This is a genomic window from Undibacterium sp. WLHG33, from assembly GCF_049544815.1.
Classification (GTDB): Bacteria; Pseudomonadota; Gammaproteobacteria; order Burkholderiales; family Burkholderiaceae_D; genus Undibacterium.
Map to the genome: position 1 here is coordinate 1,781,259 of NZ_CP186697.1, position 13,763 is coordinate 1,795,021.

Consider the following 13,763-nt stretch of genomic DNA (forward strand, 5'->3'; position numbering starts at 1 on the left):
ATTGAGATGAAAGAAGGGTTTTTACCTGCTATTTTAAAAAGATCGTTACTGATTAAGCTTCGTTCTTAATGAGTAATCCCTTTAATTTATCTAAGGATTTAGATATTTCAAGTGCCTCTTCCGTAGGGATCTGGCGTAATACCTGATTGGTTTGTTGATCAATAATTTTGACAACGACACGCTTACTGTCAGTATCAACGCTGAAGCGCAAATCCTGTGAGCGGGTCTGCAACGCATCATTAATATGAGCAATCGCTTTATTAACTTCGGTGCTGTCAAACTTTTTGTTATCAGCCTTGTCGGCGGCAGTTGCCGTAGTCGTGCTGATGTTATTGGCAGGAGGGGCTGAGCGCGTGCTGACGACAGCGCTTTTGTCGCTGATCAATTGCCCCGATTGAGGCGGGTTGCCAATCGATGGGATGTCCATGATCATTTCCTTCAAAGTTAGATTCCCCTGATCATAACTGATCAGGGGAATTATCTACATCAATAGAAAACAGAAGCTATTGATTAACGCAGCAGTGCGAGAACACCGTTAGGTAATGAGTTAGCTTGAGCCAAAATTGCAGTACCAGCTTGTTGCAACACTTGAGCGCGAGTCATATTTGCTGTTTCTGATGCGAAGTCAGCATCTTGAATACGGCTACGTGCAGAAGCCAGGTTCTCTTGTGATGTTTGCAAGCTGTTCACAGCAGAGGTAAAGCGGTTTTGTATCGCACCCAGAGCAGCACGGGAACTATTGACTGATGCAATCGCCGAATCGATGGTCGCCAGAGCTGATTGCGCTCCTGCTGCTGTACTCAGGTTCAGAGAAGATACACCTGCACCAACAGTAACTGCTGCTGAAGTAAAGCCACCTGTCAGGTTTGCCGCTGTCAGACCGGTACCTGTACCGTTTGCCAGAGTGATACCAGCAGAGCTGGTCGACGACAGAGACAGTGTTGATGTTGCAATGTCTGTTGCACCAGTTGCCGATACAGTGATACCTGTATTCGCAGCCGCAGCTGCAGCATTTGTACTAGCTGTCACAGTGATATTGCGTCCGTCAGCAGCTGACAGGGCAACTGCACCAGTCGATGTGTCAAATGTTGCTGTTACGCCTGTTTGAGAGCTGATCGCATTAACAGCAGCAGCAACTTGCGCACCGCGTTGAGCACCGGAAGTCGAGGCGCTCAATGCACCCAGATTGACACCGTTAATTGTGATGTCGCCGGAAGCAATTGCTGTCGCACTGGTAGATGCTGTACCGGCAACTGATGTTGCACCCACTGTTGCAGTGACACCAGTCTGACCGCTGATCGCATTAATTGCCGCTGCTTTAGCGATACCACTACCATCTGCGTTAGAGAAGGAAACACCGTCACTAACAGATTTACCGACTTGGTAACCATTGATGGATAAGTCACCGGATGCCAGCGCTGTTGTAGTTACAGCACCTGCGCCTGCTACGGTTGCTTTGTAGCTGGATGTGGAGCCGACACCAAGAGCCGAAGATTTAGCGCTTGCAATTGATGAGATACTGATTTGATCGTTTGCACTGCCGTTAGCACCAACCTGGAAAGTTTGGTTGGCGAAACTACCGTCCAGCAGATTTACGCCGTTGAAGTTAGAAGAGCTTGCAACACGGTTGATCTCGGAGATCAGCTGGCTGGCTTCGTTATTCAGGGATGCGCGGTCTGATGCACTGTTAGAACCGTTGGCTGCCTGAACTGCCAGGTCACGAATACGTTGTAAGTTGGAACCGATTTGTTGCAGATCGCCCTCAGCTGTCTGAGCCAGGGAAATACCGTCATTTGCATTACGTGCAGCTTGGTTTTGACCATTCAGCTGCGAAGTCATACGTTGGGAAATTGCGAGACCAGCGGAGTCGTCTTTTGCGCTGTTAATACGCAGACCGGATGAGAGACGTTGCATGGATGTTTGCAGTGAGCCTTGAGATGTAGTCAGGCTGCGTTGTGCATTCATGGATGCAATATTGGTATTGATATATGAAGCCATTTTGATACTCCTTACCTAAGTTATTAAATTCGGCGTTAAAACCTCAAACTTCGGTCTGTCTGTTGACTGTTGCACCGCCGTTGTGAAGGGTTACGGACGCGAATCAAAAACTTTTAGCTAGTTTCCGCAAATAAATACTATTTTTTTTGCTTAAGTTTTCTCCCATATTCCGCTCAACGACAGCTTTTAAAATTTCTTGAGGGCTTAATTTAAATATCTTTCACCCCTTTATTCAGGCTTAAGCAATTACTTTTTTCCATTTAAAATGAATTTTAGTAGCCATCATGTCCAAAAACATTATTTTTTAGTCATGTTGTTGGTCTTTGCCACCTTAAAGAGGACACATAATGAGTAAAGCTGGTTTGCATCCGGGAAATGCATTTAAAGAAGCAAAAGCTTTATACAAGGCAAATCAGCCAGAAAAAGCAAAAGCGCTGTGTTTAAGGATAGTGCAGCAATACCCTTTACATCAGGATGCCAATTACTTTCTCGCCAAACTGGCTTTTGAAGCCGGACTCAACGAAGAATCACTGCAGTTTTTGCAAAAAGCGTTTACCGGAGCGCAGCAATTCAATGCAGATAAGCATGCTTATTATCAGGTGCTCAATCGGTATATACAGAGTCGTTCTTTTGAACAATTGGAAGCCGCAAGTCTGTGGCTGACTGCATTTAATCCTAAAGATGGCATTGCCTGGGATTATCTTGGCATCAGCCGTCTGGAGCAGGGAAAATATTCCGAAGCCTACGATGCGCTTCAACATGCGGTCGCGCTATTACCGAACAATCCTCATGTGCTGGCAAATATCGGCAACGCTTTGATATCTCTGGAACGCTGTGCTGAGGCCACCACTTATCTAAAAAAAGCAGTCTCGCTTGATCCGGAAATGGTGGTGGCGCAGAATAATCTCGGTAACGCCTTACGGATGATAGGGCAGACTGAGGCAGCGATTGAGGCATTACAAACCGCCGTACGCCTTAATCCCGGTCTGGCTTATGTTCATAATAATCTGGGGCTGGCTTATCGTGAGAATGCGCAATGTGCCGAGGGGATTAAATGTTTTTATCGCGCGCTGGAATTGCAGCCCGATCTGATTCAGGTGTACCCGAATCTGATTGATGCCCTGAGACAAAATGGTGAGGTACAGCGCGCGATTGAGTGCGGCAATGAAGCGATGGACCGTTGTGCGAATATCCCGGAATTCTGGGGTGGCTACGGCGATGCCCTGCGCGAGGCTAATCATCTTGATCCCGCAATCGAAGCCTACATGCGGGCGCTGTCATTTAAAAAAGACTCCCAGTCGTCGTTTAATCGCAAAATATTCAGTAATTTATTGTTCTGTTTAAATTACCACCCGGATTTGCCGGCGGAAGTGATTTTCGGCGCGTATCAGGATTTCGATCAACGTTTTGGTTTGCCCAATAAGGTCTTCTGGCGTCCTTTTGATAACGTACGCGATCCGAATAAACGTTTGAAGGTAGGGTATGTCGCGCAGGCGTTTTATAACCAGGTCTGTAAATATTTTCTGCTGCCTTTGCTTGAAAAACACGATAAAAGTCAGGTCGAGGTTTATGCCTATGCGAATCCGCCGTTTGAAGATGAAACAACGGAATATTATAAAAAGTCGGTTGACCACTGGATTTACACCCGCGAAATGACCGATGCAGAACTGGCAGAACGTATCCGTGCAGACGGCATTGACGTGTTGATCGACGTTGCCGGACACACAAACAGCAATCGCCTCGGCGTCTTTGCGCGCAAACCTGCACCGGTCTCCCTTCACTGGCTGGAATACGGCTACACCACGGGTTTGACCGCGATTGATTATTACCTGACCGACAAAGCCACTGTCACCGATAACTGTGCCCACCTGTTTTCTGAAAAAGTCTGGTGTCTGGATGGGCCGGCTTATACCTATCGTCCGGATGTCCGTAAAGCAGAGCTGGTGCCGCCACCGGTGCTGGAAACAGGTGTGATTACTTTTGGCAGTCTGTCGCGCTCAGTTCGTATCAATCATAAAGTAGTGAAGGTCTGGTCAGCAATATTAGATGCGATGCCGAATTCCCGACTGATTATCAACAGTGGTGATTTTAAAGACGTCAAAGTGCAGGATGAAATGGCGTCGCGTTTCATGCAATATGGTATCGACCGTTCAAGGCTGGAGATCGGTTTTACCAGCCCGTCATGGGAAGTGTTAAAACAAATCGATATTGGCCTGGACTGTTTTCCGCATAATTCCGGTACAACGCTGCTGGAGAGTGCGTATATGGGAATACCTTTCATCACCCTGGCAGATCGTCCATCGGTCGGCCGTATCGGCGCCAGTGTGTTAAGAGCGCTGGGGCGCGACGAATGGGTAGCGCAAACTGAAATGGAATATGCGCAGAAAGCGCTGATCCTCGCGCATGATATCGATGGCCTTGTGCATTTACGGCAGACATTACGCGCCGAGATGGAAGCCTCCCCTTTGATGGATGAAGAGGGTTTTGCCCGCGATGTGGAGAAAGCCTATCGCGGCATGTGGGAGATCTATTGCAAGGAGAATGCGCAATGAAAGCAGTGATTCTGGCGGGTGGTCTGGGAACGCGGATATCAGAAGAAACCCATCTCAAGCCCAAGCCGATGATAGAAATCGGCGGTCATCCGATTTTGTGGCACATCATGAAGAGCTACTCTGCGCATGGTGTGAATGAATTTGTGATCTGCTGTGGCTACAAGGGCTATCTGATCAAAGAGTATTTTGCGAACTACTTTTTGCATATGTCAGATGTCACCTTCGATATGCAGCACAATCGCATGGAGGTCCACGAAAGACATGCCGAACCCTGGAAGGTCACGCTGGTGGATACAGGCGAAGACACGATGACAGGCGGGCGGCTCAAACGTGTCGCGCGTTACGTACAGGACGAGGAGGCATTTTGCTTCACGTATGGCGATGGTGTTTCTGATCTCGATATCGCTGCCTCGATCGCATTTCATAAAAATCACGGCAAGCTTGCGACTGTAACGGCGGTATTGCCACCAGGGCGCTACGGTGCGCTGGAGCGTGTCGGCGATCAGGTCGCCGGTTTTACGGAAAAACCTCGCGGCGATGGCGGCTGGATCAATGGCGGTTATTTTGTGCTGTCTCCCAAAGTGCTTGATTTTATCGCTGACGACAGCGTCAGCTGGGAAGCGGAACCCTTGGCCAGATTAGCTCAGCAACAGCAACTCATGGCCTACGAACACGCCGGTTTCTGGCAGCCTATGGATACGCTGCGCGAGAAAAATCTGTTGGAAGATTTATGGCAATCAGGGCAGGCGCCATGGCGAACATGGTAAATCGCGACGTAGTTAGTCCCGGGACTATCAGCGCATTTCCTGCACCTGAACCCAGTTTCTGGCAGGGGCGACGGGTCTTGCTGACCGGGCACACTGGTTTTAAAGGCGCCTGGCTGGCTTTCTGGTTGCTGCGCATGGGCGCGACGGTGACTGGTCTGGCGCTGGCACCGCGTACCTCTCCGGATTTATTCGATGCGCTTGGGTTGGCCGGGCGTATGCAAAGTCACATCGGTGACATCCGTGATGCTGCGCTGGTGCGTCAGATCGTGGCCGAAGGTCAGCCGGAAATCGTTTTGCATCTGGCGGCGCAGGCGCTGGTGCGGCCCAGTTATCAAGATCCGCTCGATACCTTTTCAAGCAACGTGATGGGCACCGCCAACGTGCTGGATGCTTTGCGCGGCATCGACAGTGTCCGCTTGGCACTGATGGTGACGACCGACAAAGTCTACCGTAACCGCGAATTACTGACGCCCTATCCGGAAACCGCTGAACTGGGTGGACATGATCCGTACAGCGCGAGTAAAGCGGCGTCTGAGCTGGTAATTGCGAGTTATCGCTCGGCGTTTCTGGCCGAGCAAGGCGTGACGGTGGCGGTTGCCAGAGCGGGCAATGTCATCGGTGGCGGCGACTGGTCGGAAGATCGTTTGCTGCCGGACGCAGTGCGGGCATGGCAAAGGCATCAACGTCTGCAGATACGTCGTCCGGAATCAGTGCGACCATGGCAACATGTACTGGAGCCCGTCTCGGCGTATCTGACCCTGGCGCAACGGGCTTATCATTTACCGGGGCTGGGCGAAGCCTGGAATTTTGGGCCGGACGAAGTCGCCACCGTGCGTGAGGTTGTTGAACTGGCGCAGGGCGCTTATGGCGGCGGAGAGGTCGATTTCGCGCGTGATATCAGCGGGCCACATGAAGCAGGTCTGCTGGCGCTGGATGTCAGCAAGGCGCGGCGGGAATTAGGTATACGCGCACGCTGGGATTTACAGAATGCGGTGCGCCGCACGATGTGCTGGTATCGCGATTTTGAGCAGGGTCTGAGCGCCAGCGATTTGTGCGAGCGCGATCTGGACGCATTTTTACTCGGTACAGAATAAGGATGCGGGCAGAATATCCGGCGCAAAAGTAAGTAGAACGAGGGAAAAAAGCAGGAAAATGGCTTCCTATATACTCCCGGGGGTATATTCCAGGCTCCTTTATTTTCAAGGAGATGAGAGCGGAATTTCTCAAAAGTGGGGGGAGTATATGAAAACAGACAGTTGTAACGCTAAATTAGATAGGGAATGCCGGGCTGATGAAGATAAAAATGTATGGCACAACGATTTGAACTGTTGACGACACCGATCATCGGTTTGTCGCTCTTGCAGCGACGGCCGCTGGCGGATGCGCGCGGCTATTTTCAGCGTCTATTTTGCGCAGACGAACTGGTGGAATTCGGTTGGACGCAAGGTGTCGCGCAAGTGAATCACACTCAGACGCTGGAAAAGGGCAGTGTGCGCGGCTTGCATTTGCAATTGCCCCCTCACGCCGAAATGAAACTGATTACTTGCCTGCAAGGAGCGGTCTGGGATGTCGCCGTCGATCTGCGTAAAGATTCCCCTACGTTTTTGCAATGGCATGCCGAAGTGCTGTCTGCCGAGAATAAGCGCTCATTCCTGATACCACAAGGGTTTGCGCATGGTTTTCAGACACTCACAGATCATGTGGAAATGTTGTATTGCCATAGTCACGCCTATCAGCCGACGGCGGAAATGGGCTTGAATGTGTTTGACGAGCGGCTGGCGATAGGCTGGCCTTTGCCTGTGACGGCGATGTCTGACAAAGACCGGCAGTGGCTGTTGCTGGATGATGATTTTGAGGGAGTGAGCGTATGAAATGTCGGCATTGTGGTCAGGCTCTGACACAGCCTTTTCTGGATCTGGGGAGCGCGCCGCCGTCGAACGCTTACCTGACTGCGGAAGCATTGCATCAGGCTGAAGTCTGGCTGCCATTGACACTGATGGTGTGCGATGCATGCTGGCTGGTACAGACGCTGGATTTTACCGGACGTGAAAATCTGTTTGATGCGGACTATGCCTATTTCAGTTCATGTTCGTCGAGCTGGTTGCGTCATGCTGAACAATTTGTCGCGACCATGCGTGCGCAGCTGGCGCTTGATTCCCAGAGTCTGGTGGTGGAAGTGGCGGCGAATGATGGCTATCTGCTGCAATATGTAAAGGCGGCAGACATTCCTTGTCTGGGTATTGAGCCTACGCACAGCACCGCCAATGCTGCGCGAGCCAAAGGTATTCCGGTAGTTGAGCGCTTTTTCGGGCGTGAGCTTGCCGCAGAACTGGTCGCGCAAGGGCAGTCGGCAGATTTGACTGTGGCGAACAACGTGCTTGCACATGTACCTGATATCAATGACTTCGTCGCCGGATTCGCGCTATTGTTAAAACCCGAGGGCGTGGCTAGTTTTGAGTTTCCGCACCTCTTAAACATGGTGCAGCAAAATCAGTTTGATACCGCGTATCACGAGCATTATTCGTATTTGTCTTTGCATTCAGTGCAAACCATATTCGAGCGCAATGGTTTGCAGATCATTGATGTCCAGGAATGGCCTACACATGGCGGCAGTTTGCGTGTGCTGGCGCAACGCTTAGATGTAAAAGCCAGAGCCGTGCAGCCTGGCGTTGGCGATATTCTCGCTAAAGAACGTGATGCCGGTATGAATGCGCTGCCGTTTTACCGTGATGTGCAAAGCAGGGCGGAGCAGGCGAAATTCGATCTCTTGCAATTCCTGCTCGATTGCCAGCGCCAGAATCTGCGCGTTGCCGCCTACGGTGCTGCTGCCAAAGGAAACACCTTGCTGAATTTTTCCGGCGTCCGGCCTGACTTATTGCCTTATGTGGTGGATATTAATCCGCACAAGCAGGGTAAGTTTCTTCCCGGTAGCCGGATTCCGATTGTCAGTCTGGCGCATTTGCTGGCCGATAAACCTGACAGAATTCTGATTTTGCCGTGGAACCTGCAGGAAGAAATCATGCATGATCTGGCTGCAGTCAAAGAATGGAATGCCCGCTTCGTGGTCGCTATTCCAAAATTGCATCTTCTGTAAAGGAGTTTATTGTGATCGAGATTCATCCCGATGCGCGTATTTCCAGGCTGGCAGATATTGAAGATTCTGTGCGCGGCACCCGCATCGTGATCGGTGCGTTGTCCAGTATCGACAGCTTTGTCAAATTCAAACCCGCCGGCGGCAGCGGTGATGTCGTGATCGGAGAGCGCACCACGATTAATTCCGGTTGCGTGCTTTACACCGGCAATGGCATTCGCATTGGCAACGATGTGGCGATCGCGGCAAACTGTACTTTTGCCCCCGTCAATCATGCGTATCAGGATAAAAACCGACGGATCAATCAGCAGGGCTTTTTGCCAAGCAAGGGCGGCATTGTGATTGAAGATGATGTCTGGATTGGTGCCAATTGCGTGATTCTTGATGGCGCTGTGTTGCGCCAGGGTTGTGTGATTGGTGCGGGCTCAGTTGTGCGCTCTGAGGTGCCAGCCTTTTCGATTAATGTTGGCGTTCCTTTACGTCGGGTCGGGTGGCGTGAATGAGCGTGCCGACCGCAGCGATGCATGCCACCCTGATTGGCGGTCATGGATTTATCGGGCGCCATTTGCAGGCGCAATTGCGCAGTCTTGGCTGGACCTGCGATGTGCCCTTGCGCGATGATGTGAGCTTGTTTCAACGTGATCTTGGACATGTCTTTTACTGCGCTGGTCTGACGGCAGATTTTCGTCAGCGGCCGTATGACACGGTGGAAGCGCATGTCGCATTGTTGTCGAACGTATTGCAACAGGCTTCTTTTCTGAGCTTGACTTACTTATCCAGTACGCGGGTATATGCCGGGGCAAGCACGACGGATGAGGGGGCGGCGTTACAGGTACGCTCCCACGTTTCCGGCGATCTGTACAACATCTCCAAGCTGATGGGAGAAAGCCTGTGTCTGAATAGTCAGCGCGATGTCCGGGTCATTCGTTTATCGAATGTTTATGGACTACATATGCCAGCACAGAATTTTCTGTCTGATGTGCTGACATCGGCAGCGAAAGACAAGTGCGTTGTCTTTCGCAGTTCGCCTGCATCGCAAAAAGACTATATCGCGGTACAGGATGTGGTGCGTTGTCTGCCCGTTATCGCATCGCATGGCACATGCGGAATTTATAATCTGGCCAGCGGCGTCAATGTATCGAATGCCTATATTGCTGCGATCCTGCAAAAACTGGGCGTGCGTTGCGAGTTTCTGGAAAATGCACCGGATATCTCATTTCCAGACATTAATATTGCAAAAACAAGCGCACTTTGTGGCGCGCCTCATCACAAACTGGCAACGGATTTGCCAATACTTTACTCACACTATTGCGAGACACCATGAACCCTATTCAGCAATTTGAAGCCGAACGCGCAGCGCGCATAGAACAACTCGGGCAAGACCATGCGTTTCAGGCGCAGTCCCGCGACTGGCTGGAGCAGAGTATGCGCAAACAGTATGTCTATAATTTTTCGTGGCTCGGTCGTCCGATTATCCAGAACCCCATCGACATACTGGCAATGCAGGAACTGATGTGGACGGTACAACCTGATCTGGTGATTGAGACAGGAATCGCACATGGTGGCTCCATCATCTTCTCCGCATCAATGCTGGAGCTCAATGCTGCCTGCGGAGGAAATCCTGATGCGCATGTACTCGGCATTGATATCGATATCCGTGAACATAACAAACAGGCGATCTTGAAACACCCGATGTCTAAACGCATCACGATGCTGCAAGGTTCCAGCGTGGCACCGGATATTGTTGCGCAAGTACGTGCCGCGGCCGAAGGTAAGCAGCGCATCATGGTTTTTCTTGATTCGAATCATACCCATGAACACGTCCTGGCTGAACTCGAAGCGTATGCGCCGCTCGTCAGCAAGGGTAGCTACTGCGTGGTGTTTGATACCTTTGTCGAAGATGTGCCGGCAGATGTGTTTGATCAACGGCCGTGGGCACCGGGAAACAGTCCAAAAACCGCAGTGCATCAATATATTCAGAATCATCCCGAGTTTGAAATCGACAAAGCGATGCAACATAAGTTGCAGATCACAGTTGCACCGGATGGTTTCCTCAAACGGATTACCTGATAGGTATGACCAGACTCATTACTCTGAGCGGCAACGTTAACAATCTTCGTCGCCAGTATTTCTGAATAGAATCACTGAACGGAATCACCGTATGCAAAAGGCCGCTGTGCAGCGGCCTTTTTTATCGGTGATCTGAACAGGTTGCTTTGTCAGTCTCAGTTAGCTTTTACGACACGATTTTTGCCTGACTGTTTTGCTTCATACATTGCTTTGTCTGCGCGTTTGACCAACGATTCCTGAGATTCATGTGGCATACGAAGGGCAACACCGGCACTGAACGTGATAAACAGGCGTTGTTCATCTGCCGTGAAGAAATGTTTGGTCAGTTCGCGCTGCACTCTGACCATCGCCTGGGCTGCTTCTTCTAAGCCGGTCTCCGGCATGATAATGATGAATTCTTCACCGCCCCAGCGGGCGATAACGTCAATAGAACGCAGGGTTTGTTTCACCACCCGCACCAGATGCACCAGTGCTTCGTCACCGGCGTTGTGGCCGTGAGTATCATTGAGTTTCTTGAAGTTATCGAGATCCAGCATCGCAATGCAAAGCGGTGTGCTGCGGCGATCGGCACGATCCGCTTCACGCTCGAAGATATCTTCCATACCGCGCCGGTTCAGACTACCGGTCAGCTGATCTTCGCGCACCAGTTCACTCATCTGCGCCAGTTTGTTTTCCAGACCTTTAATTTTTTCAGCTGCTTCCGTCACTTCTTTTTGTGCGGCGACGATGATGTCCCGTGAGCGGAGTGTTTCCGACTGGACGACTCGCGTTTCATCCAGAATGTTACTGATGATCAGGCTGACTTCATTAGCGTCACTGGTATTTCTGATTTTGTTGGCATAGGCATCCATCTTGTCCTGATAGACGTCGGTACTATTTGCCATCGCGTTCAATCTGTCGATAAATGCCGTCATCATGTTTTTGACGGAAGTATTCGATTCATCGATGCTGTTTTTGAGCACGCCCTGTTTATAGATCACATCTTTCAGACTGCGGGTTGCTTCCTGCAATGCACGATGATCTATCGGGCCGGAGATCAGATTTTGTACAACTTCAATCTGACCGCGCAACCAGTTGTCGTTGTCGAGCAGGTCGTGAATATTGGTCAGCAACAGGTCAAACAGGCGCAACAATAATTCGTGTTGTTCGCCACTATCACCGCTTTGCAATTCAATCTGAAAGCAAAGTTGTTTCAGGCGAGTCGCAATCTGATTCAATTCTGGTTCATTATTCGCTTCTCTGACTGCCAGACCCAGCGCTTCCGACTCAAGCGCCAGTGGGGGATTCGGTTTGAGCAGGGAACTCAGCGCTAAGGTCAGCGTCCGGTACAGTAAGTCTTTCAGTACGCGCCGGCAAGGGTCTTCTTGTTCCGGTGTGTCGATTAAAGAGACTGACACAGGATTGTTGCTGCCGGATGGCGCCGGATCAACGAGGCTGATCTGATGACCTGACACAGGTCTGTCGATACGTTGCATCAGCAGTTTCAGCCCTTTGCTGTAATCATCCCAGTTACCGGTTTTAACGGCACGGCTGAAGCGATGGCCAAAAGTAGACAAGTCACCTTGCGATGCCTGCAGGCTGCTGGCAAAGCTGGCGAGCAGATTTTCCGCTTCTGATGGCTTATCTGACTCCTGTGTTTCTGTAGCGGTCGTCGCTGTTACTTCGTTGATGCCGGCAACTTCGTTATACAGTTTTCGGTAGGCATCCGGTGTCGGCGCAATTCGCTGTATCGCCAATTGACGGAAGGTCTCACGTGCAATGTCTGAAGGACTTTTGAGTTGTGACGAAGGAGGTTTGGTCGACATGTAGTCTGGTCAGAAACGATAAACGGTAAATAACAAAAATAAATACTAATCGACAAGCTGGTTCTTGATTGCGTAGTGTGTCAGTTCTGCATTGTGCCGTAATTTCATCTTTAACAAAATCCTTGAGCGGTATTCACTGATGGTTTTTACTGACAATGATAATTCTTTGGCAATGTCGCTGACCGATTTACCTGATGCAATCATGGTCAGAGTTTGAAATTCGCGGTCTGACAGGGCTTTATGGGGTTCGTCTTCATGTTCCTGATTCAGGTTGTTGGCTAAGTCCTGCGCCAGTGCCGTGCTGATATATTTCAAACCGTTAGCCACCTGGCGTATCGCAGCGAGGAATTCATCGCTGCTGCAATGTTGATTCAGATAGCCGGATGCGCCCGCTTTCAGACAGCGTATCGCATACTGGTCTTCGCGAAAATTCGAGAACATCAGTACATTCACTTCCGGTTTTTCTGCTTTGATTTGCTTCAGCACTTCGATACCGTTTTTATCCGGTAGTGCGATGTCGAGCACCATGACATGGTAGTCGAGTTTTCTGGATAAGCGCACAGCTTCCAGGCCGTTGGTTGCTTCGCCGACGATCGCAATATCTGAAGTGGCGGCGATGATTCCTTTGATTCCTTCTCTGACCACAACGCGGTCATCCACAATCATTAACTTAATTGACGCATATTCAGCCATGCATATTCCATTTCTCTCTCAGACTTTCGCTATTATGGGAGTTTTGCTTTACAGTGAGAAGTCCCGGTACTTGCCAGAATCCGCGCTCTGACGACTGCTGCCAATGCAGATTCAGTATTGATCAGAACAGCGCGATCGCTTATTTTATAAGGGATGGCAGAGCAGCGGTAAGAAGATAACGATTAATTTGATCTGCTTCGACAGAAGATAAAAATAAATGAGTAAAGCTTTTATAAAAGAAACGGAACAGGAAGACGACGAAGAGATTGGTGCTCCTGCGATTCCCGCCGGCGCAAAAAATTACATGACGCCGGAAGGTCATCAGCGTATGAAAGATGAATTCCTGCGTCTGATTGACGTCGAGCGCCCGGAAGTGGTGAGTATTGTCTCGTGGGCTGCATCAAACGGAGACCGCTCCGAGAACGGTGATTACATTTACGGCAAGCGGCGTCTGCGCGAAATCGACCGCCGCATACGCTTTTTAAGTAAACGTCTGGATATCGCCGAAGTGGTTGATCCGCGCGTGCATCACGGTTCCGATCAGGTGTTTTTCGGTGCGACCGTTGTTTACGAAAATTTAAAAGGCGAAGAAACCACCATCACCATCGTCGGTGTTGATGAGTTTGATCCGTTACAAGGAAAAATCAGCTGGATTTCTCCGGTTGCCCGCGCGCTGACCAAAGCACGCACCGGTGATACTGTGATTCTGAAAACCCCGGCGGGAGTGGATGAACTGACGATACTCGACGTTATTTACCCAGCTTGATCTGTTCCGGGATAAGCGGCG

General features: G+C 50.3%; 13 protein-coding genes. 9 read left to right on the forward strand and 4 right to left on the reverse strand.

Going from position 1 to position 13,763, the window contains the following annotated elements; all coding sequences use genetic code 11:
* Positions 1-52: 52 nt before the first annotated feature.
* Positions 53-427 carry a flagellar protein FlaG gene (locus ACOTSW_RS08190; protein ID WP_423682095.1) on the reverse strand — a complete coding sequence of 125 codons (375 nt, stop codon included), beginning with the start codon at positions 425-427 and terminating at the stop codon, positions 53-55.
* Between the two features lie 83 nt (positions 428-510).
* Positions 511-1,998 carry a flagellin gene (locus ACOTSW_RS08195; RefSeq protein WP_423682096.1) on the reverse strand — a complete coding sequence of 496 codons (1,488 nt, stop codon included), beginning with the start codon at positions 1,996-1,998 and terminating at the stop codon, positions 511-513.
* Positions 1,999-2,345: 347 nt separating this feature from the next.
* Between ACOTSW_RS08195 and ACOTSW_RS08200 the strand changes: the two genes are divergently transcribed.
* The 8 genes from ACOTSW_RS08200 to ACOTSW_RS08235 all read left to right on the forward strand — a co-directional run bounded on the left by ACOTSW_RS08200 (position 2,346) and on the right by ACOTSW_RS08235 (position 10,478).
* Positions 2,346-4,550 carry a tetratricopeptide repeat protein gene (locus tag ACOTSW_RS08200; RefSeq protein WP_423682097.1) on the forward strand — a complete coding sequence of 735 codons (2,205 nt, stop codon included), beginning with the start codon at positions 2,346-2,348 and terminating at the stop codon, positions 4,548-4,550.
* Complete coding sequence (gene rfbF, locus ACOTSW_RS08205) at positions 4,547-5,317, forward strand: glucose-1-phosphate cytidylyltransferase (protein WP_423682099.1); 771 nt, start codon at positions 4,547-4,549, stop codon at positions 5,315-5,317. The genes ACOTSW_RS08200 and rfbF overlap by 4 nt, the downstream gene beginning before the upstream one ends.
* Positions 5,281-6,411: a CDP-glucose 4,6-dehydratase gene (gene rfbG / locus ACOTSW_RS08210; RefSeq protein WP_423682100.1), complete on the forward strand. Its 1,131-nt coding sequence runs from the start codon at positions 5,281-5,283 to the stop codon at positions 6,409-6,411. The genes rfbF and rfbG overlap by 37 nt, the downstream gene beginning before the upstream one ends.
* Positions 6,412-6,624: 213 nt before the next feature.
* Complete coding sequence (locus tag ACOTSW_RS08215) at positions 6,625-7,188, forward strand: dTDP-4-dehydrorhamnose 3,5-epimerase family protein (RefSeq protein WP_423682102.1); 564 nt, start codon at positions 6,625-6,627, stop codon at positions 7,186-7,188.
* Positions 7,185-8,411 (forward strand): methyltransferase domain-containing protein, encoded by a 1,227-nt coding sequence (locus ACOTSW_RS08220; protein ID WP_423682104.1) that lies wholly within the window; start codon positions 7,185-7,187, stop codon positions 8,409-8,411. The genes ACOTSW_RS08215 and ACOTSW_RS08220 overlap by 4 nt, the downstream gene beginning before the upstream one ends.
* An 11-nt stretch (positions 8,412-8,422) precedes the next feature.
* On the forward strand, positions 8,423-8,911 hold the full coding sequence (locus tag ACOTSW_RS08225; protein ID WP_423682105.1) for an acyltransferase: 489 nt from the start codon (positions 8,423-8,425) through the stop codon (positions 8,909-8,911).
* Positions 8,908-9,732 (forward strand): NAD-dependent epimerase/dehydratase family protein, encoded by an 825-nt coding sequence (locus tag ACOTSW_RS08230; protein ID WP_423682107.1) that lies wholly within the window; start codon positions 8,908-8,910, stop codon positions 9,730-9,732. The genes ACOTSW_RS08225 and ACOTSW_RS08230 overlap by 4 nt, the downstream gene beginning before the upstream one ends.
* Entirely contained in the window at positions 9,729-10,478 is a 750-nt protein-coding gene (locus ACOTSW_RS08235) for a cephalosporin hydroxylase family protein (protein ID WP_423682108.1), read from the forward strand. The genes ACOTSW_RS08230 and ACOTSW_RS08235 overlap by 4 nt, the downstream gene beginning before the upstream one ends.
* Before the next feature lie 155 nt (positions 10,479-10,633).
* On the opposite strand, the gene ACOTSW_RS08240 is transcribed toward ACOTSW_RS08235, so the two are convergent.
* Positions 10,634-12,283 carry a GGDEF domain-containing protein gene (locus ACOTSW_RS08240; RefSeq protein WP_423682109.1) on the reverse strand — a complete coding sequence of 550 codons (1,650 nt, stop codon included), beginning with the start codon at positions 12,281-12,283 and terminating at the stop codon, positions 10,634-10,636.
* Positions 12,284-12,328: 45 nt separating this feature from the next.
* On the reverse strand, positions 12,329-12,976 hold the full coding sequence (locus tag ACOTSW_RS08245; protein ID WP_423682110.1) for a response regulator: 648 nt from the start codon (positions 12,974-12,976) through the stop codon (positions 12,329-12,331).
* A 217-nt stretch (positions 12,977-13,193) separates the two neighbouring features.
* Here ACOTSW_RS08245 and greB point away from each other — a divergent pair, with 217 nt between their 5' ends.
* Positions 13,194-13,742, forward strand: a complete 549-nt coding sequence (gene greB / locus ACOTSW_RS08250) for a transcription elongation factor GreB (RefSeq protein ID WP_423682111.1) — start codon at positions 13,194-13,196, stop codon at positions 13,740-13,742.
* Positions 13,743-13,763: the final 21 nt, after the last annotated feature.